Source organism: Pseudomonas sp. MF6776, assembly GCF_016613125.1.
GTDB classification, from domain to species: domain Bacteria; phylum Pseudomonadota; class Gammaproteobacteria; order Pseudomonadales; family Pseudomonadaceae; genus Aquipseudomonas; species Aquipseudomonas iridis.
Genome location: NZ_JAENSQ010000019.1, coordinates 92,513 through 111,632, shown reverse-complemented (window position 1 = coordinate 111,632; position 19,120 = coordinate 92,513). Strand labels below are relative to the sequence as shown.

Annotated in this window: 23 protein-coding genes; 20 read left to right on the top strand and 3 right to left on the bottom strand. The window is 58.7% G+C overall.

Annotation, left to right across the window (positions count from 1 at the left end; translation table 11 throughout):
- The first annotated feature begins 65 nt into the window (after window positions 1-65).
- From JJD74_RS20790 to JJD74_RS20775, 4 genes are all read left to right on the top strand, one after another.
- On the top strand, window positions 66-1,292 hold the full coding sequence (locus JJD74_RS20790) for a class I SAM-dependent methyltransferase (RefSeq protein ID WP_200616701.1): 1,227 nt from the start codon (window positions 66-68) through the stop codon (window positions 1,290-1,292).
- Between the two features lie 248 nt (window positions 1,293-1,540).
- Window positions 1,541-2,122, top strand: a complete 582-nt coding sequence (locus JJD74_RS20785) for a DJ-1/PfpI family protein (protein WP_150603088.1) — start codon at window positions 1,541-1,543, stop codon at window positions 2,120-2,122.
- Window positions 2,123-2,135: 13 nt separating this feature from the next.
- Window positions 2,136-2,441, top strand: a complete 306-nt coding sequence (locus JJD74_RS20780) for a ribbon-helix-helix domain-containing protein (protein ID WP_200616700.1) — start codon at window positions 2,136-2,138, stop codon at window positions 2,439-2,441.
- Between the two features lie 192 nt (window positions 2,442-2,633).
- Window positions 2,634-2,978: a YegP family protein gene (locus JJD74_RS20775; protein ID WP_200616699.1), complete on the top strand. Its 345-nt coding sequence runs from the start codon at window positions 2,634-2,636 to the stop codon at window positions 2,976-2,978.
- Between the two features lie 142 nt (window positions 2,979-3,120).
- Here the strand turns inward: JJD74_RS20775 and JJD74_RS20770 are convergent, their stop codons facing one another.
- The gene (locus tag JJD74_RS20770) at window positions 3,121-4,140 is read right to left on the bottom strand and encodes a DUF4917 family protein (RefSeq protein ID WP_200616698.1); all 1,020 of its coding nucleotides are present in this window, start codon (window positions 4,138-4,140) and stop codon (window positions 3,121-3,123) included.
- A gap of 155 nt (window positions 4,141-4,295) precedes the next feature.
- On the opposite strand from JJD74_RS20770, the gene yiaY reads away from it, so the two are divergent.
- Window positions 4,296-5,444 (top strand): L-threonine dehydrogenase, encoded by a 1,149-nt coding sequence (gene yiaY, locus JJD74_RS20765; RefSeq protein WP_200616697.1) that lies wholly within the window; start codon window positions 4,296-4,298, stop codon window positions 5,442-5,444.
- Between the two features lie 148 nt (window positions 5,445-5,592).
- On the opposite strand, the gene JJD74_RS20760 is transcribed toward yiaY, so the two are convergent.
- Window positions 5,593-6,081 carry a DMT family transporter gene (locus JJD74_RS20760; protein ID WP_200616696.1) on the bottom strand — a complete coding sequence of 163 codons (489 nt, stop codon included), beginning with the start codon at window positions 6,079-6,081 and terminating at the stop codon, window positions 5,593-5,595.
- A 77-nt stretch (window positions 6,082-6,158) separates the two neighbouring features.
- Between JJD74_RS20760 and JJD74_RS20755 the strand changes: the two genes are divergently transcribed.
- From JJD74_RS20755 to JJD74_RS20725, 7 genes are all read left to right on the top strand, one after another.
- Window positions 6,159-7,070 (top strand): LysR substrate-binding domain-containing protein, encoded by a 912-nt coding sequence (locus tag JJD74_RS20755; RefSeq protein ID WP_191624483.1) that lies wholly within the window; start codon window positions 6,159-6,161, stop codon window positions 7,068-7,070.
- 21 nt (window positions 7,071-7,091) lie between these two features.
- Window positions 7,092-7,811 (top strand): hypothetical protein, encoded by a 720-nt coding sequence (locus JJD74_RS20750; protein ID WP_200616695.1) that lies wholly within the window; start codon window positions 7,092-7,094, stop codon window positions 7,809-7,811.
- 38 nt (window positions 7,812-7,849) lie between these two features.
- Complete coding sequence (locus tag JJD74_RS20745) at window positions 7,850-8,566, top strand: hypothetical protein (protein ID WP_042558040.1); 717 nt, start codon at window positions 7,850-7,852, stop codon at window positions 8,564-8,566.
- 4 nt (window positions 8,567-8,570) lie between these two features.
- Window positions 8,571-8,987 (top strand): fosfomycin resistance glutathione transferase, encoded by a 417-nt coding sequence (gene fos, locus JJD74_RS20740; protein WP_200616694.1) that lies wholly within the window; start codon window positions 8,571-8,573, stop codon window positions 8,985-8,987.
- 60 nt (window positions 8,988-9,047) lie between these two features.
- A complete protein-coding gene (locus tag JJD74_RS20735; RefSeq protein ID WP_047300057.1) occupies window positions 9,048-9,686 on the top strand; it encodes a LysE family translocator in 639 nt (212 codons plus the stop codon).
- Between the two features lie 125 nt (window positions 9,687-9,811).
- Window positions 9,812-9,970: a KGG domain-containing protein gene (locus tag JJD74_RS20730; RefSeq protein ID WP_080762009.1), complete on the top strand. Its 159-nt coding sequence runs from the start codon at window positions 9,812-9,814 to the stop codon at window positions 9,968-9,970.
- Window positions 9,971-10,045: 75 nt separating this feature from the next.
- Window positions 10,046-10,549: a DUF4142 domain-containing protein gene (locus tag JJD74_RS20725; RefSeq protein ID WP_047300058.1), complete on the top strand. Its 504-nt coding sequence runs from the start codon at window positions 10,046-10,048 to the stop codon at window positions 10,547-10,549.
- 83 nt (window positions 10,550-10,632) lie between these two features.
- On the opposite strand, the gene JJD74_RS20720 is transcribed toward JJD74_RS20725, so the two are convergent.
- Window positions 10,633-11,043, bottom strand: a complete 411-nt coding sequence (locus tag JJD74_RS20720; protein ID WP_200616693.1) for a low affinity iron permease family protein — start codon at window positions 11,041-11,043, stop codon at window positions 10,633-10,635.
- Window positions 11,044-11,207: 164 nt separating this feature from the next.
- On the opposite strand from JJD74_RS20720, the gene tam reads away from it, so the two are divergent.
- From tam to JJD74_RS20680, 8 genes are all read left to right on the top strand, one after another.
- Window positions 11,208-11,981, top strand: coding sequence for a trans-aconitate 2-methyltransferase (gene tam / locus JJD74_RS20715; protein ID WP_200616692.1), 774 nt, complete (start codon window positions 11,208-11,210; stop codon window positions 11,979-11,981).
- Between the two features lie 166 nt (window positions 11,982-12,147).
- A complete protein-coding gene (locus JJD74_RS20710) occupies window positions 12,148-13,149 on the top strand; it encodes an ATP-grasp domain-containing protein (protein WP_200616691.1) in 1,002 nt (333 codons plus the stop codon).
- A 93-nt stretch (window positions 13,150-13,242) separates the two neighbouring features.
- Entirely contained in the window at window positions 13,243-14,382 is a 1,140-nt protein-coding gene (locus JJD74_RS20705; protein ID WP_200616690.1) for a trypsin-like peptidase domain-containing protein, read from the top strand.
- 71 nt (window positions 14,383-14,453) lie between these two features.
- Entirely contained in the window at window positions 14,454-15,581 is a 1,128-nt protein-coding gene (locus JJD74_RS20700) for a phosphoribosyltransferase domain-containing protein (RefSeq protein WP_200616689.1), read from the top strand.
- A complete protein-coding gene (locus JJD74_RS20695; RefSeq protein ID WP_200616688.1) occupies window positions 15,571-16,329 on the top strand; it encodes a trehalose phosphatase in 759 nt (252 codons plus the stop codon). Before JJD74_RS20700 ends, JJD74_RS20695 begins: the two co-directional genes overlap by 11 nt.
- Window positions 16,322-17,416, top strand: coding sequence for a cysteine protease StiP family protein (locus tag JJD74_RS20690; protein WP_200616687.1), 1,095 nt, complete (start codon window positions 16,322-16,324; stop codon window positions 17,414-17,416). The genes JJD74_RS20695 and JJD74_RS20690 overlap by 8 nt, the downstream gene beginning before the upstream one ends.
- Window positions 17,416-18,366 carry an HpcH/HpaI aldolase/citrate lyase family protein gene (locus JJD74_RS20685; protein WP_200616686.1) on the top strand — a complete coding sequence of 317 codons (951 nt, stop codon included), beginning with the start codon at window positions 17,416-17,418 and terminating at the stop codon, window positions 18,364-18,366. Before JJD74_RS20690 ends, JJD74_RS20685 begins: the two co-directional genes overlap by 1 nt.
- The gene (locus tag JJD74_RS20680; RefSeq protein ID WP_200616685.1) at window positions 18,363-19,118 is read left to right on the top strand and encodes an HAD family hydrolase; all 756 of its coding nucleotides are present in this window, start codon (window positions 18,363-18,365) and stop codon (window positions 19,116-19,118) included. Before JJD74_RS20685 ends, JJD74_RS20680 begins: the two co-directional genes overlap by 4 nt.
- Window positions 19,119-19,120 lie beyond the last annotated feature (2 nt).

Sequence of the window (19,120 nt, the reverse complement as noted above, 5' to 3'; positions counted from 1 at the left end):
TGTATAAGGCACACCCCCTAAAATACCCGCCATTCCCGATTCGCCCCGCCCGAGGCCGCTTGTTCATGTCCGTTACCGCCCCCTCCGCGCCATCAGCCAAACCCGCGCCGGACCACCACGCCCAGTTCATCGAGTTGCTGCAAACCAGCCTCGAGCAGAACGGTTTCATCAAACTGGTGCTGGCCAAATACGTCGGTGAAGAAGCGGACTTGCAGCGCGTCATCATCAAACCGGTGACCGTTAAAGCTCAGCCCTGCCTGTCGTTCGTGTATCGCTACAAAACCCGCGACATCACCAAGAACCTGCCATTGAGCGAAGGCGTTGCGAGCATTGCCGCGCTGCTGCCGGCCTCGTTCAAAAATGCGCACTTGCTGGCGCTGACTGACGAAGCTCAGCTCGAATACAGCAAGAAGGGCAAAACTTCGCTGTTCAAGAGCCAACCCCAGCAATTGCGTGAGGCACCGTCGGCCGAGCACAACCGCGAGAAAAACCGTTTTCTGGACCTGAACCGACCGTTTCTCAGGGACCTGGGCGTGACCAACGCCCAGCACGAGCTGATCCCGGCGATGTCGCGCAAGTGGAAGCAGATCAACAAGTTCATCGAAGTCTTCAGTCATGCCCTGACATCGTCACCGCTGGCGCTGGACAAACCGGTGCGGGTCGCGGATTTCGGTTCGGGCAAGGGCTACCTGACGTTCGCCATCCACGACTACCTGCGTAATACCTTGAAAGCCGAGGGCGAAGTCACGGGCGTCGAGTTGCGTGAAGAAATGGTCAGCCTGTGCAACGCCGCCGCGGCCAAACTCGATCATCCGGGGCTGGTGTTCAAATGCGGTGATGTGCGCAGCGTGGCGCCGAGCGAACTGGACGTGATGATCGCCCTGCATGCCTGCGATATCGCCACCGACTACGCGATCCACACCGGCATCCGTTCGGGCGCGTCGATCATCATGTGCTCGCCGTGCTGCCACAAACAGATCCGCCTGCAGATCCAGAGCCCGGCGCTGCTCAAGCCGATGCTGCAATACGGTTTGCACCTCGGTCAGCAGGCGGAAATGGTCACTGACAGCCTGCGCGCGCTGTTCCTTGAAGCCTGTGGTTACGAGACCAAAGTGTTCGAGTTCATCTCGCTGGATCACACCAACAAGAACAAGATGATTCTGGCAGTGAAACGCGCCGAGCCGGTGGACCCGGCTCAACTGCTGGTGAAAATCCAGGAGTTGAAGGCGTTCTACCACATCAGCGAGCACTGCCTGGAAACCTTGCTGCGCGCTGACGGCTACCTGGCCTGAATCGCAACTCCGCTGCGCGCCCACGGTTGTCTGGCTTGACTCGTAACCTGTAGGAGCTGCCGCACGCTGCGATCTTTTGATCTTGTTGCTACAAAACCAGAGTCAAAAGATCGCAGCCTGCGGCAGCTCCTACAGATGTTCGTGTACAAACTGCTTGGCGCGTCAGGCGTAGTAGCCGGTTGTTACCCGCCCCGACAGATAAGGTCTACCTTCAATACTCCCAAGCATTTCCCAGAGGAGTCCTCACCATGGCCGCGAAAAAAATCCTGATGCTGGTCGGCGATTACGTCGAAGACTACGAAGTGATGGTGCCGTTCCAGGCCCTGCAAATGGTCGGGCACACCGTCCACGCGGTCTGCCCGGACAAAGCCGCAGGCCAGACCGTGCGCACCGCGATCCATGATTTCGAAGGTGACCAGACCTACAGCGAAAAACCCGGTCACCTGTTCGCCCTGAATTTCGATTTCGCCAGTGCCAGTGAGGCCGATTACGACGCGCTGGTGATCCCTGGCGGTCGTGCTCCGGAATACCTGCGTCTGAACGAAAAAGTCCTGGATCTGGTGCGTGCCTTCGACAAGTCCGGCAAACCGATTGCAGCGGTGTGCCACGGCGCGCAGCTGCTGGCAGCGGCGGGCATTCTTGAAGGCCGCGAGTGCAGCGCCTATCCGGCCTGCGCGCCTGAAGTGCGACTGGCGGGCGGCACGTACATCGACATTCCGGTGACGGACGGCCACGTTCAAGGCAATCTGGCGACTGCTCCGGCGTGGCCGGCGCATCCGAACTGGCTGGCCGGTTTCCTCGGTTTGCTGGGCACCCAAATCACCCTGTAACGAGGTTTCGTCCATGTGCGAGCTCTACGTCAAGGCCGACCCGATCCTCTATGAATCGCGCTCTCGCTCGCTGCGTATCTGCGGGGTGGTGACGACGTTGCGCCTGGAGAATCAGTTCTGGGACATCCTCGGCGAAATCGCCGAGATCGACGGCATGACCACCAATCAACTGATCGCCAAGCTGTATGAAGAGGTGATGGATTACCGCGGTGAGGTGGTCAATTTTGCGTCGTTCTTGCGGGTGAGTTGTACGCGGTATCTGAGTCAGCGGCGGGTGGATTCGTCGCCATTGTCGGTGGTGCGGGCGGTGGTGAAATAACTCATGCCGAGTCGCTGCCATCGCTGGCAAGCCAGCTCCCACAGAGTCCGGGTCGTACTCAGAATCTTTGTACAGCACACAGAACCTGTGGGAGCTGGCTTGCCAGCGATGGCGTCAGTACAGGCGACAGAAGCCTGAGGTTGGTCTTTACTCTGAAGCGCGAAACCTCTCAACCGCCAAGGAGAAACGAGCATGTCCGGATGGTACGAAGTGAGTAAAAGCAGCAACGGCCAGTTCAGGTTTGTACTCAAGGCTGCCAACGCCGAAACCATTCTAACCAGCGAGCTCTACACCACCCGCGCAGCAGCCGACGGCGGCATTGCGTCAGTGCAGACCAACAGTCCGCTGGATGAGCGCTATGAGAAAAAGTCCACCAAGGATGGTCATCCGTATTTCAATCTAAAAGCGGCCAATCATCAGGTCATCGGCAACAGCGAGGCCTACTCCTCGGATGCGGCGTGTGACAAAGGCATTGCCAGCGTCAAGGCCAATGGCCCGACGAGGACCATCAAGGACAAGACCCTGCCGGTCCTCTGATTCCACTTTCCAACCCAATACAAATCCCTGTGGGAGCTGGCAAGCCAGCTCCCACAGTGTCATGGGTCACACCACACGATCTGATCCCACCAGAATCCTTGTGGGAGCGAGCCTGCTCGCGAAGGCGTCAGTCCTGGCTACATCAAACCTCGACGGGCACCGACAGCTTCGGACTGCCCAATGCGTGCGTCTTCGCATCAAAAAAGCGCAACTGCGCCCCCGTCCCCTCAAACACCTTCGCGTAGTGGCGCTTCTGATGCTGAACGAACGCCGCGCTGCGCGGATAAATGGAGATCGCCACAACCTTCGGTTTTGCCAGGCGCAGGGCCCGGACGATGTGGTTGTCCTGCTCGCTCAAGGCATGGCCGAAGATGCACAGGCTGTCGCTGTGGCCCAATAACTGCTCGTAACAGAACGACAGGTAATCCGAGCTGCGAATGGTCTTGAGCTTGTCGGCGCTCGGCCCTTCGGTGACGAACAGCGGTACGTCATCCAGCGTCTTGATCGTGTTGTTGATCGCAAAACTGCCGAGCAGCGTGCCCTCGGTCGAGGTCAGTTTGCGCGCGGTGCCATCCTGATTGCGTACCAGGTGCAGGCCGCCGTGCAGGTACAGCAAACGCGGTTTGGACGTAGCGGTTTCGCTGATATCGAAACTGGCGTTGGCGCCCTTGAACAGATCGTCGATGGCCTCGCTGCGATGCTGGATCGCCCAGTAGTTGAGCAAGTCGTAATTGGTGGTGAACACCGTGCGATAGCGCGCCAGCTCTTCATTCAGCGTGGTGAGCGTTGAGGTCTGAAGCAGCCGCCACGGAATGTGAATGGCGTGCACGGTGTTGATCAACGCTTCCTTGATCGCGTAGTAGCGGTTGCGCGGTGCGGCCGAGCTGACGGCCAGCGCCTTGTTCACCCGGCTGGTGGTTTTGAGGGCGCTGAGGACCTGCTCGAAGCTGTGCGTCTGCATCGCGTCGAACACCGCCAACTCCGACGCGCTCAGGGGTTTTTCTTCCACGGTACGGGCGTTTTCAAACAGCGAGTCGTAGCCGAAGTCATCCCAAACGGCCCGGCTGGCGCCGTTGCCCACCAGCAAACCGTTGAAGCCGGTTGCGGCGCGCAGGGTATTCCAGTCTTCGAGGGTGGCGTCGACATCCAGAAAATCGCTCATTACTTGGCACATCTCAAAACAAAGGGGCTGATGGGCGGTGACTTTATCACGAGCGGACATTGAGCCAGATCAACATACGCCGTGACCGATCGGTCGATCCTGTGCTTACCCGTCGGATCGCAGCTGTCGATTCGGCCCCAGTCAGGAGTCACACGATGAGCAGCACCTTTTTCATTCCGGCGGTCAACATCATGGGCAATGGATGCCTCGACGAAGCCATGGTCGCGATCCGCAACTACGGTTTTCGCAAGGCGCTGATCGTCACCGACGTGGGCCTGGCCAAGGCCGGCGTGGCGAGCATGGTGGCGGAGAAACTGGCGAAGCAGGACATCGATTCAGTGATTTTCGACGGCGCCAAACCGAACCCGAGCATCGCCAATGTCGAGTGCGGTTTGGGCCTGCTCAAGGAAAGTCATTGTGATTTCGTGGTGTCGCTGGGCGGTGGGTCGCCTCACGACTGCGCCAAGGGCATCGCGCTGTGTGCGACCAATGGCGGGCAGATTCGCGATTACGAAGGCGTTGATCAATCGAGCAAGCCGCAACTGCCGCTGATCGCCATCAACACCACCGCCGGCACTGCCAGCGAGATGACCCGGTTCTGCATCATCACCGACGAATCGCGTCACGTGAAAATGGCTATCGTCGACCGTAACGTCACGCCGCTGCTGTCAGTCAACGACCCGGCGCTGATGGTCGCGATGCCGAAAAGCCTGACCGCTGCCACTGGCATGGACGCCCTGACTCATGCGATCGAAGCCTACGTCTCGACCGCCGCCAACCCGATCACTGATACCTGTGCGCTGAAGGCCATGACCCTGATCAGCAACAACCTGCGTCTGGCCGTGCGTGACGGCAGCGACCTCGCCGCACGGGAGAACATGGCCTACGCGCAGTTCCTCGCCGGCATGGCGTTCAACAATGCGTCGCTGGGCTACGTGCACGCGATGGCGCACCAGTTGGGCGGTTACTACGACTTGCCTCATGGTGTCTGCAACGCTGTGCTGCTGCCGCATGTGCAGACGTTCAATGCGCTGGTGTGTGCCGACCGGCTCACCGATGTCGCCCACGCCATGGGTGCCGATGTTCACGGTTTGAGCCCGGAAGAGGGCGCTCAGGCGGCGATCACGGCGATCCGTTGCCTGGCCAGAGACGTGGAAATTCCGGGCGGCTTGCGGGAGCTGGGCGCGAAACTCTCGGACATTCCGATACTCGCCACCAATGCCCTGAAAGACGCTTGCGGGCTGACCAATCCACGCGCGGCGGATCAGCGGCAGATCGAGGAGATTTTCCGCAACGCGTTCTGAGGTCAGTGCTTTCCTGATAATTTCGATCCAGTCAAACCGGACCCTTCGCGAGCAGGCTCGCTCCCACAGTGAATCGCATTTCAATTGTGGGAGCGAGCCTGCTCGTGAAGACTGATTTCAGGCACTGCAAATCTATTGGGTTCTCAGGTTACCCAACAACCGCCACATTCCTCTCGAAAACCCCACCAAACTGAATCAACACCACCCCCGCAATCAGCAACAACCCGCCAAATACTCGCGGCAATGTCAGCTGCTTTTCCATCAAACCAAACAGCCCGAAGTGATCCAGCACCATCGAGGCAATGACCTGCCCGGCCAACGCCAGCGCGACAAATCCCGACGCGCCGAGTTTGGGCAAAAGCATCACTGCCAGCGCCACAAAGCACACGCCGAACGCGCCACCGGCCCATATCCACAACGGCGCCTTGCTGATGAACGCCACTGACGGCAACGGCAAACGCAACGCCAGAATCACCGGCAACAACACCAGCACACTCACCAGCAGCGACGCCAATGTCGCCCACAACGGATGTCCCAGCCCTCGCGCCAGATTGCTGTTGATCGCACTTTGAAACGGCACCACGGCGCCGGCGAAAGCGGCCAAGGCGAGCAGACCGGCCCACTGCAACGTACTCATGATCATCCTCCAACAGGTTTTGCTGGACTCTAGGCTATTCGTCGCGCAGATTTAAATTCCGTTTTGTCATCAAGTACATGCACCAGATGAATGATCTGCGCCGTATCGACCTCAATCTGCTGGTGATCCTCGACGCCTTGCTCAGCGAGCAACACGTCACCCGCGCCGCCGAGCGCCTGCACCTCAGCCAACCGGCGGTCAGCCATGCGCTGGCGCGATTGCGTGACTTGCTTGGTGACCCATTGCTGGTGCGCGCAGGCTCTGGCCTTGTGCCCACCGCGCGGGCCCTGGAGCTGGTCGCGCCATTGGCCGAAGCGCTGGCCCAGGTGCAGTCGCTGCTGGCCCCCAATACCTTCGATCCTGCGAGTGCGCGCCGCACCTTTCGCGTGGCGATGTCCGACTACGGCGCGGCGATCATCCTGCCCACGCTGATCCGTACCTTGCGCCGCGAAGCGCCAGGCATCGACTTGCAAATCAGCCACGCCAGTCGCGAAGGCATGCTGGAAGGGGTGCTCAACGGCGATATCGACGTGGCCGCCGGCGTGTTCCCGGAAATGCCCAACGAATTGCGCAGCACGCTGCTGTTTGAAGAGCGCTACGTGTGCCTGCTGGATCGCGCCAGTTTGCCTGCCGACGGCGTTCTGGATCTGCCGACCTACCTGTCTCGCCCGCATGTGTTGCTGGAAATGCGGGGCAGCGGCACGCCGGAAATCGAACGCGCGTTAACGTCACTGCGTGAGCGCCGCCGCGTCGCCATCAGCCTGCCGCACTGGAACGTCGCGCCACAGTTCATCAGCGGTACGGATCTGATTCTTACGGTGTCGTCACGGGGCTTGCGGGACATCGACCCGCGCGAGCTTGTCGTCGTGCCGCCACCGTTCGAGATTCCGCCGTTCACGTTTGTGCTGGCGTGGCATAAGCGCCGGGGCGGGGATCAGGCGTTGAATTGGTTGAATCGCAGGATTGAGCAGGGGATAGTGCGCGGCTGAAACGTTAGCAAGGAGCGGGAAGTGACACTGAAGTCTGGATTGATCGGGTGTGTGGTGTTGAGCGGGTGGTTGATGGCGGGGCAGGTGTTTGCCGCTTGCACGCCGCCAGCGGTTGCGGGGGAGAATGTCTCTGCCTGCAAGGTTTGGCCGGCCTACGCGGGGCTGACCATCAGCGCCTCGACGCGGTTTGAGCCCGGCACCACCGAAGCGCTCGGCACCCACGATCTGGACGTGTCCGTGTTGCAGGATGGCCAACCGACTCCGATTGCGACTTATCACCAGGCCGCCGCTTTCGTAATGGATGGCGTCCACTTGAAGGATCTGACGCTCGACACGGCACGCTACAAACTCGCTCCCGAACTTCGAGCCTTTGGTGTCCGCGCAACACTCGCTAACGGCTCTCGTCTCAATCCCGTGGAGGAACATCAACTGTCGCTCTACGTGAAGGAGGGCGAGACGTTGCGTCCTGTCCTGCGTCAGTTGGTGGTTTATGAGTATGGCGGCGAGTGGGATGACAACTGCGCTGGACAGCGTTTTGAAATTTCAAGAACCGTCGATATCGCTAAAACGAGCTCCTATGGCTATGCAGATTTAATCGTCAAAACCCAGGAAAAAGGCACGACAAGTGTGGTTGAAGGCGACGCGTGTGAAGACAAGACGACTGTACGCCAACCGGTTTTGACAACATTGCATTACGACGGAAAGAATTACGTCCTGCCACCAGGCCTCAAGGGGCTCTGATTCACCTGCTGAAACACGACTCTTATCAAGGAAGAACCATGCTCACCCCTACCAGACTCCTTATCGCCCTCGGTATTCTGGCCATCACCGCCCAAGCCCAGGCCGCCTGCACCACCAAGGCCTTCGACGGCCAATCACTGGCACGCTGCATCGTCTGGCCGGCCTTCCCGACTCAGGCGATCGCGGTCAAATCCACGTACCTGGCCGACCCCGGCGACGACGATGCCGGGGTGTTCGATCTGGACCTGTCGATCGTCAACGCCAGCAATGCAAACCCTATCGCCACTTACCGCAAACCCGGCGCTTACAACTCCGATGCCGTGCGCTTCGATGATCTGCGCATTGACACTGGTCGCTACCGACTGGCGCCGAATGTTCGCGCGTTTGGTCTGCGCTCGAAGTTCGTGCACAGCTCCCATGCCATTCCCTACGAAAAAACCGATCTGGCGTTGTACGTCCGCGAAGGCAACAATCTGCGCCCGGTTCTGGAAGGCTTGGTGGTCTACAAAAACAATGGTGAATTCATGAGCGATTGCGAGGGCTACACCAATGAGGTTCGCAGGAGTGTCGAGATCGGTCCATCGAGTCACCATGGTTTCGCCGATTTGATCATCACCACCAGCGCCAGCAAAATGAACGACTCCAAGTCCGGCAACGAGTGCGTTTCCAAAACCACTCACCTGAAGAAAACCCGGATCACGTTGACCTACGACGGCCAGCAATACGGCGTCCCTGAAGATCTCAGAGGTTACTGAAGCGATGCTCACCGGCCTCAACCACCTGACCCTCGCCGTCAGCGACCTGAGTCGCAGCCTGGCGTTTTACCGCGATGTGCTGCAGTTGCGCGTCGAAGCGACGTGGGACACTGGCGCCTATCTGTCGCTGCCGGGGCTGTGGTTGTGCCTTTCGCTTGATTCGAAACGCAGTGCCCAAGCGTGCGGCGATTACACCCACTACGCCTTCAGCCTCAGCGCGGCGGATTTCCCGGTTTTGGTACAGAGACTAAAAGCGGCAGACGTTCAGCAATGGCGGGATAACCGCAGCGAAGGTGCTTCTTTCTACTTTCTCGATCCTGACGGCCATCAGCTCGAAGTTCACGTCGGCGATCTCGCTTCGCGGCTGGCGGCGTGTCGGCAAAAACCGTATGCCGGCATGCGTTTTTACGACGCGTCGTGAACAGACCGTTTTCGCTGATATAGACTGGCCGCCACGTATTCTCGCGTTTGCAGGTAACCCATGACTCCATCGTTGCTAATGGCCGTGCTGGCCTCGGGTTTCATTTACGGCATCACGCCCGGGCCGGGCGTACTCGCGGTGTTCGGCATCGGCGCGGCGCATGGGCGGCGTGCTGGCGCGGGGTTTCTCTGCGGGCATTTGCTGGGCGATGTGGTGTGGTGCAGCACCGCACTGATCGCGATTGTCGGTGCACGGGAAATCGGCAGCACTGCGTTTGATGTGCTTGGCGTACTGAGTGGCTTGTACCTGTTCTGGCTCGGTTGGCGTGCAGTGCGTGCGCAACGGCGCAGTGACGATCAACCGCAGGGCGCGGCGCGCAATCCCTTCTGGCACGGCATTTTGTTCGGCCTGACCAATCCCAAAGCCTATCCGGTGGCGGTGGCGACATTTACCGCGCTGCTGTCGAGCCGCGCCGAACTGCTCAACTGGTCGATGTTGCCAGCGCTGATCGCCCTGAGTTTCCTTGGTGGACTGCTCGCCTACGCGATTCTGATTGGTGTGGTGGGCGCGCAGCGAGTGCGCACGGTGTACCAGCGTCACGAACTGCTCATCACTCGGTTGTGCGGCGTGATGTTCATCGGTTTCGCCATCAATGCGCTACTGCATGCGTTGCCGGGATTGATGCCGAACAAGGCTTGATCTACGCGCCGCGGGTTCACCGTTCGTCGCAGCGATGGCAATTTTTCTAAACCTTTGCCGGTCAGAAAATTCTCAATCTAGACGGGCACCTGCTCGTCACGATCAATACCAAGAGGTAGAGAATCATGCCTAATTCAAGAAACTCGAACTCGGGAAACTTCGCCAACGATCGAACGAAGGCTTCTGAAGCCGGTCGCAAAGGTGGGAAAACCACCACGACGACGGTCGATAAAGAGCCTGCGAAAACAGAAACGGGCCGCAAGCCTGCTCAGAAATCGAAGTAGTCGGTGAAGGTAGTTTTGATTGAGAGGCGGGGGCGCAAGCTCCCGCTTGAATTCAGCAAGAAGGAGGGCGCGACCATGAGCCGGATGGCCACCCAGGTACGTCGTATAAGTTTTGTCACGCTGTTGGGATTGTTCGCCAGCAGTGCTTTTGCCCAGTCGCCTGCCGAATTCATCAACGATGCTTCGGCCAAAGGCATGGCCGACATCGAAGCCAGCCGTTTGGCGCATCAGAAGACCGAATCCAAAGAGGTCAAGGATTTCACCATCGTCGTCATCAACGACCGCACCACGGCCAATCAACATTTGGCGAAGATTGCGAAAAAACTCGACCTGCCCGTCGCCCCGCGTGAAGAAATGGCCGACAAGGCCAAGGAACTGATTCCTGAAGTGAAAGACGGCGCAACCTTTGATCAGGCGTACGCCGCCAGTCAGGTCAAAGCCACTGAAGAGGCGATCCAGCAGATTCAGCAGGAGGCGCAAACCACCACCGTGCCGGAGATCAAAGCCTTCGCCGATGAGACCTTGCCCAAACTGCAAAACCATCTGCAAATGGCTCGGTCGCTGCAAGCCAGCCGCTGATTTGAGTTAAAGATCAAAAGATCGCAGCCTTCGGCAGTGCTTTGTGTAGGCGCTGCCGCAGGCTGCGATCTTTTGCTTTTAAATCAGCACTCGTTCAAAACCTGCTTCGGCTTGCTCTGCTCGCCCAGCCCCTCAAGATTGAAAACCTCACCTTCGCCCAACGTCCGGTAGTGCCTGCGCAAGGCTTCCAGTTGTTTTAGATCCAGCGCCTCGAGCCCCAACATCGCGTTCTGCGCCTCTTTGGTCACCCGCAGCAATTCATCAATCTTCAAATGCAGGATGTCGGTGTCACGGTTCTGCGTGTTCTGAATCAGGAACACCATCAGGAACGTGATGATCGTCGTCGACGTGTTGATGATCAGTTGCCAAGTGTCGTTGTAGCTGAAAATCGGCCCGCTCATCCCCCACAGACCGATCAGGATCAACGCCCCCATAAACGTCTTGGGACTGCCGGCCCACAGGGCAAGCTTCTGGGAAATCTTCGCGAATTTCATAGCCGTGTTCCTTGTTGTGTGGTGCCTGAAATTCAGACACTGACGGCTTGGTGAAAATTCTACTTACAAATCCAGGAAGCCTGCGCGACGTTGGTAGGGGAGCCAGTTTTCGTGGGTAACGGTATCGTGTCAGCACTCGCTTTTCGCCATGACAGGAGAACGCAATGAGTTGGTCCGCCAAACAGTACGTCGCTTTCGAAGATGAACGCACCCGCCCGGCCCGCGATCTGCTGGCGGCGATTCCCACGGCTGAAGCGCGATCGGTGGTCGATATCGGTTGCGGCCCGGGTAACTCGACGGAGTTGCTGGTGCAGCGTTTTTCTGGGGCGACAGTCAGTGGGCTGGACAGCTCGGCAGACATGATCGCGGCCGCACGCAAGCGCTTGCCGCAGTTGCAGTTCGATGTCGCCGAGATTGATCGATGGGCCGATGAAGGCCCTTTCGATGTGATCTTTGCCAATGCGGTATTGCAATGGGTACCCGATCACGCGGCGTTGCTGCCGGCGCTGGCGAGCAAGCTCGCGGAGGGCGGCAGTCTGGCAATTCAGATGCCGGATAATCTCAATGAACCCTCCCACCGCTTGATGCGTGAAGTCGCGGCGAATGGCCCGTGGGCAAGCAAACTCGCTGACGCTGCCGGGCAGCGTACGGACATGGCGAGCGCCAGCGAGTACTTCTCGATGCTGCGACCGCACTGCGCGAGGGTCGATGTGTGGCGCACCACGTATCACCATCAGCTGTCGGATGGCGCTGCCGGGGTGGTCGAGTGGTTCAAGGGCAGTGGGCTGATTCCGTTTCTGAGTCCGCTGACTGAAAGCGAGCGGGCACAGTATCTGGAGCGTTATCTGGCTGAGGTTGAGAAGGCTTATCCGGCGTTGGCGGATGGCTCGGTGCTGTTGCCGTTTCCGCGGTTGTTTATCGTTGCCACCCGAGAGTAACTACTGAAAGCATCCATGGCGCTCGCCGGGCGCCAGAATAATTCGCAACGTTCCCCCTTGAGTTTGCTCCGGAAGACGGTACTGTCCGCACCCATAGCGGAGGTATGGCGGAATTTCTCAGGAAATGTCGCGGCGTCCGGCGTGTCTACAAGGGAGGGTAAATATAGTGATCTGGTTTCTCGAAGGGCAGTCCAGTCAGCGGGACATTATTATTGGTGCGCGCGAAGCGTTGCCTGCAGACGTGAAGATTTATGCCTCGCATCGACAGGATCGTCCCGAAATCACCTCGCTCGCCGACGTCAGCTATGTGGAACCTGCTGACAATCAGGAACGCATCGATTGGGTCATTGCCACCGCGCTGACTCAAAAGATCAAAGTTGTTCTGGCAGGTCGTATTGGCCGGGAGTTCGAACATGCTCGCGAGCGTTTTGAACGGGCGGGCCTTGTGCTGGTCACTGGCGCGCTGTCCTTGAATACGTTTGATCTGGTCGATGACAAAAGCCAATTCACGGCTGAGGCGGAACGAGCGGGACTTGCCTGTGTGCCGGCGATCACCGCCGTCAATGCCGATGAGTTGCTCGCGGCTTATCAGACCCTTAGCGCATTGGGCGAAGTCTGCATCAAACCTGCAGTGGGCATTTATGGGCAGGGCTTCTGGCGATTCAACGCCAGTGCCGACCCGTTCCGTTGCTTCGCCAACCCCGATGCGCGGGAGGTAAGCTTTGACCTCTATATGCACGCCTATCGTTCGGCACTTCAGCCACCACCCCCAATGCTCGTGATGCCTTACATGCCTGGGAGCGAGTGTTCAGTTGATATGGTGTGTGAATCCGGTCGCCCGATAGCTTTCGTTAGTCGCCGTAAAAAAGGGTTGCATCAGATTTGTGAGCGCGAGGGCGCAGCCGTGGAGCTCGCCCTCAAGGCAGCTGAGCATTTTCAATGCGATGGCATCGTCAATGTCCAGACCCGTGATGATGCAGAAGGCAAACCGTATCTGCTGGAGATCAACGCTCGCTATTCCGGTGGTATCGGTTACACCCGTGCGGCTGGATTGAACCTGGCCGGCATATTTGCCACTCGTCGCCTGGGTTTCCCCGAGCCGCTGGGCGTTTGGCGGCCAAATATGCGCGTAAAAGGGATTACCGTTGCAGCCGTAGCATCACCCTGATGTTAAATAGACATATTAAGTCTGTTACCATTTGCGCGTTTGTGTCTTTCGATACACCCCAATGCAGGATGCAATACAAGGAGTTTTCAAGGAATGATGGTGCTCGCGCCTGGCGCAAACACCGCAGTATCAAGCGCCCGGAGTGAATGGACTCTGGAATGTGGAAACTCCTCGGCTTTTGGGGAGTACGCCGCGGTTGCCATATTGCCGGTTGACGAAAAACGCCGTCCGAAAGGTGATCCCGCCCTTTTTCAGACGCCACGCGCGTGGATGGAATGGGTAGGGGATCAGCAAAAAGTCGGCTGCAAGCTGAACCTGGATGAGATTCCGGCGGGCAGCGACCGCGTACTTCTGGTGGTTTACACTTTTTCCTCGGTTGGCCCTGTCAGCGAGCTCAAAAACCTGCGCCTGCAGGTGGATGGTCACATCGAGCATTCTCTGGATCTTCGCGAAAACGGCGAGTCCGCCATCATCATCGGCGAGTTTTACAATCGCAATCAGCAGTGGAAATTTCGCGCGCTGGCCGAAGGCTCTGCCTACGGTCTGGCTGCACTCGGCCGGCGTATCGGCCTCGATATCGACGAAGCCCATCCTAAAGGGCGGCCGAACGCGCCAGGTTCCGGCAGATCCGCGGACAGCGCCACCGGGACTGCTTTTGCCGTATCTCCCAACCATGTCATGACCTGTGCTCATGTCATCGAAGGCATGCGCGAGATTCACATCGCCTCGTTTGAGGGGCGCTATCGTGTCGACCCCGTGGTGGTTGATCGGCGCAACGATATCGCCCTTTTACGGGTGATCGACTCTCCTGCGTTGAGGCCAGTGGCCTTCAAGTCCGGGTTCGGTTGCGATCTGGGTGAAGACATCGTCGCGTTGGGTTTTCCTTTGGCCGGATTTGCTGGTGGTGGCGTCCACGTCACTCAAGGTGGCGTGTCGGCGCTGTTCGGTTTGCACAACGATGCCAGTCTGTTGCAGTTCACGGCCCCCATTCAACCGGGTTCCAGCGGGAGCCCGCTATTTGATTTTTCCGGAGCTGTGATCGGTCTCGTCACCTCATCGGTACCCGATGCACAGAACATGAATTTTGCGGTGAAAGCATCGCTGCTGATTTCTTTCCTAGACGCCTGTCGTGTCGACGGCAAAAAAAATCCGTCTGGTCAGACGTTTACTGCAGCGCAACTGGCGCGCGAAGCACAAGCATCGATGTGGCGGGTGGAAGCCACAAATCTCTGATTCATCTTTGAATTGAAACCCATGGAAGAGGCGTTGGATTTTTGATCCCGCGCCAAGGCAGGAAATTTTTAATGGAATCTGGTACAGCAACCAAAACGCTGAGCGCACGACTGATGCGTGGGCGCCTGGACGTCATTGTTGATGATGCTGTCATTGCCCCCGACTCATTGTTTGGCTTTGCCGAACGTCGCAATCCGAAGCGGGCATTCCTGTTCGTGTCCAAAGTACTCGGGCGACATATTCCAGTTCGTCCGTCGACGATGGCTGCAAGTTTTGAACGTCTGGCGGCAGAAATTCCGGCGGATCTGCCCGGCCCGGTCCTGGTCATCGGCATGGCCGAGACTGCTGTCGGTCTTGGTGCTGGCGTTCACCGCGCGTATAGCGCCACTCGCTCCGATACGGTCTACATGGTCAGCACCCGTCATCCTACGGGCACTGAATTGTTCACCCGTTTCGAAGAAGAGCACAGTCACGCCAGTGCGCATTTGATTCACTTGCCTGTCGATTCTCAAGTGCGTGAGCAGATGCTCAACGCCCGTTCGCTGGTGCTGGTGGATGACGAAGCTTCGACGGGAAAGACGTTCATCAATCTTCATCGAGCGCTGGTCGATGCCGGTCTGGATAAAGTCGAACGAGTCGTTACCTGTGTACTAACGGATTGGTCCGGCGGCGCGGTGCGTGATGCGCTGGGTGAATGCGTGCATCAGGTGTCTCTGTTGCAGGGCTCGTATCATTTTTCTGAAGACACTGATGCGCCATTGCCCGACATGCCAGCGGTAGGCACCGTCGCCGCTGGTGACTGGCCGGTGAATGCGGACAACGACTGGGGACGGCTCGGCGTACGTGCTGTCGCGGATACGTTAGCAGCCGATTTTCATGTGCAACCCGGCGAGCGGATTCTGGTGGTGGGCACCAGCGAGTTTGTCTGGCGACCGTTCCTGCTGGCCGAACGTCTGGAGCGTGCCGGCGCCGATGTCCATTTCAGTTCGACCAGCAGGTCGCCCATTGCGCTGGGTCATGCAATCGAGCACGCCTTGTCGTTTGCCGACAACTACGGCCTGGGCATTCCCAACTTCCTCTACAACGTGCGCCCGGGTCAGTTCGACCGGGTACTGATCTGTTCGGAAACCCCACAGCAGGCGGTTTCTGCCGATTTGCTGAAAACCTTGAATGCGCAGGTGATCGTCGATGCCAAGTAACCGCCCACTGACTCTGGTTGATCTCGACGACACGTTGTTTCAAACCGCCCGCAAAATGAAAGAAGGTTCGCCACGCCACCCTGCGACACTTGATGTCGAAGGTCAGCCCAACGGCTACATGAGCTCGGTGCAGAAATCGATGGTTGAGTGGCTGCTGGCGACGACCGATGTAGTTGCGGTCACGGCACGCAGTGTCGAAGCGTTCAGCCGGGTCAAGCTGCCATTCCGGCATGGCGCCATCTGTTCCCATGGCGGTGTGATCCTCGGTGCCGACGGCACGCTCGATGAGGCCTGGCAGGCGCGCATGAGCGACGTCTTGGCAGCCTATCAGAGCCGCCTGCCGGAGTTGAGTGAAGCCACGCTCGCCATTGGCAAACAAATGGGTATTTCCCTGCGCGGTTGGGTGGTCGAAGAGCAGGAGTTGCGCCACTACGTGGTGACCAAGCACAACGAAACCAATGACGAAGTTCTTGACGCGGTGCTGGCTGAAGTGCAGGCCCAGGGACTGCTGGAAGGCATGCATGTTCATGCCAATAGCAACAATCTGGCGTTCCTGCCGCAGGGGTTATCCAAGCAGGTAGCGGTTCAAGAGTGGTTGCGCCGTGATCGCGAAATCAACGGTGAGCGCCCTGTGCTGGGATTCGGTGACAGCATCACTGATCTGGCTTTCATGGAGGAGTGCCACCTGTGGGCGACCCCGACGCGCAGCCAATTGGCCAAGCGCGCATGGGCTTCGATTCATGAGTGATGCAATCTCCAACCTGACCACGGTGGGCAGCGCGAGCTATGCGCCGGATGACGTTCATTTTCTGCTGCAAGCCGTGCAGATGGACGTGACGGACGTCGAGGAAAAAGAGCGCCTGATTCAAACGAAGCAGAAGCACTATTCCGAAATGATCAGTCTGGAAACCGCGCCGAGCGATATCCACAAGGCACTTTACGAGCGTGTCCTGACGCAGAACGGCGCGCGCATGGCGGCGGATGTGCAAGCGCTGGCGCTGGGTGTGAATGAGGCCTGTACCGGCTCTTCGATTGTGCTGGTGTCGTTCGTGCGCGCCGGGCTCCCGCTGGGTGTGCTGTTGCGTCGTGCGCTGATTGAGAGGGGGCGCGAAGTTTTCCATTACGGCATCAGCATCGTCCGTGATCGTGGCATTGATACGGTTGCTCTCGAAGCAATCATCCAGACCCACGGAGCCGAGAACATCGTTTTTGTCGATGGCTGGACCGGCAAGGGCGCGATCTGCGGCGAAATTCAGCGCAGTCTTGGCGCTGATGCGCGCTTCCCGAAATCTCCTCGGTTGGTCGTGCTGGCGGACCCTTGCGGTCGAGCCTGGATGGCGGCTTCGTCAGAGGATTGGGTCATTCCATCCGGGATACTCGGTGCCACTGTTTCCGGTCTCGTTTCTCGTTCGATCTGGCCTGAAAACGGCGGACTGCATGGCTGCGTTGTCTATGACCACTTGCGCGAGCACGACGTGACACAGGCGTTCATCGAGCAGATCGAAGCCCGACGCAAAACTTTGGGTGTGGTTGCCAAAGCCACGCCGTGGACTGCTGAGCAGCGCCTTGAACTCCAAGGCGCGGCCACCCACGTTGTTGAATCGCTGGCGGCACGTTTTGACGTGACCAATTTAAATCGGGTCAAGCCGGGCATCGCCGAGGCTACCCGCGCGGTTTTGCGCCGTGTCCCGCACCATGTGCTGATCCGCGACCGTAGAGACAGCGATGTGCAATTGCTAATGCATCTTACGGAAGCAGCCGGCGTGCCGGTCGAAGAGGTCGGTGCGCAGTTGGGCCCTTACCGTGCGGTGACGATCATTCGGAGTCTGGGCTGATGAAAAACCTTTCTCCTTATGCCCTAGGGGCCACGCTCTACATGCCCGCCACCCGCGCGGATCTGCTTGATGTGGTGTTCCGAAGCAAACTGCCGGAGCTTCGTTCGTTGGTGGTGTGCCTGGAGGATGCGGTCGCGGACATCGATATCGAGACAGCACTGGCCAACCTGCATGGCTTGCTGACGGTTATCGAACAACGGGGTGGGCGCCCCGAGGGTGGCCCTTTGTTGTTCGTGCGCCCGCGCGACTCGCAGATGGCCGCCGTACTCAACGACTGGCCGTTGATGGCGCATGTCGATGGATTCGTCATCCCGAAACTGACCCTTGCCAATCTGCGTGCCTGGGAATTGGCAGTGACCAATCCTGCGCTGTTCCTGATGCCGACGCTGGAAACCAGTGACGTCTTCAATCCAGGTGCCATGGTCGAGTTGGGGCAAGCGCTCAAGGCTAGCCTCGACCAGAGAATCATCGCGCTGCGTATTGGTGGCAACGACTTGATGGGCAGCCTCGGCCTTCGTCGTAACCCGGCCACCACGCTTTACAGCACACCAATGGGATATGTCATTCCGATGTTGGCGGGTGTCATGGGATCGCAAGGCTTTGCGTTGACGGCGCCGGTGTTCGAACAACTGGCGTCGCCGCAATTGCTGAAGGAAGAACTGGAGTTCGATATCGCCCACGGACTGGTCGGCAAAACCGCCATTCACCCCAGTCAGATCGAGATCATCCAGGACACGTTGCGCGTCAGCCTTGAGGACTTCAACAGCGCCAAGCTGATTGTGAGTGACGTCGCCCCTGCCGTATTCCGGCACAACGACGCAATGTGTGAGCCCGCCACCCACTACAAGTGGGCCACGCGGATTCTTGAGCGCGCGCAGTGGCACGGGGTCCGCCACGCGGAGGCCGGCGTCGGTGAAGTCTCGATTCGTCTCGCCGAGGCTGCAGGATGAGAGAGCAGTTAGACAATTCAACCGTGCAGCAACGGCCAGTCCTTGCGGTGTTCGACTTCGACGGCACGCTGACCCGGCACGACAGTTTCGTGCCGTTTTTGAAGTTTGCGTTCGGCACGCGCAATTTTAATCGGCGCCTGCTCCGCCTGGCGTTGCCCAGCCTGCGATTCGTCGTCCGGCGAATGAACCGTGACGAGCTCAAGGCGCAATTGATCCGAACGTTTCTGACCGGTGTGAAACTTGAGTGGCTACAACAGCAAGCCGCGAGTTATTGCGCGCAGGTCTGGCCGCGATTGATGCGTCCCTCAGGACTGTTGGCGATCGAAGCCGAAATCAGCTCCGGCGCCGTAGTGACGCTGTGTTCCGCTTCACCTGCGTTGGTATTGCAGCCTTTCGCTGAGCGTCTGGGCGTCAAGTTGATCGGTACTGAACTCGAAGTGGTGGACGGCGTTTTGACCGGGCACATCACCGGAGCCAACTGCCGATGCGCGGACAAAGTCATGAGGCTGGAGGCGGTTTATGGGGGGTTGCAACAGTTCCGGATCAAGGCCTGGGGCGATACCCGCGGCGATCATGAGTTGCTTGCGGCCGCTGAAGAACCCCACTGGCGGCATTTTCATCCGGCATGGCGTCGTGGACGTCTGCGCATAACCAATGGAAGAAACCCGGGCGTGCGCGCTGCGCAAGCCGACCCACATGCGGCGCCGACTTCCGAGCGCCACATGAATACCGATGACCAACAAGGAGCGTAACG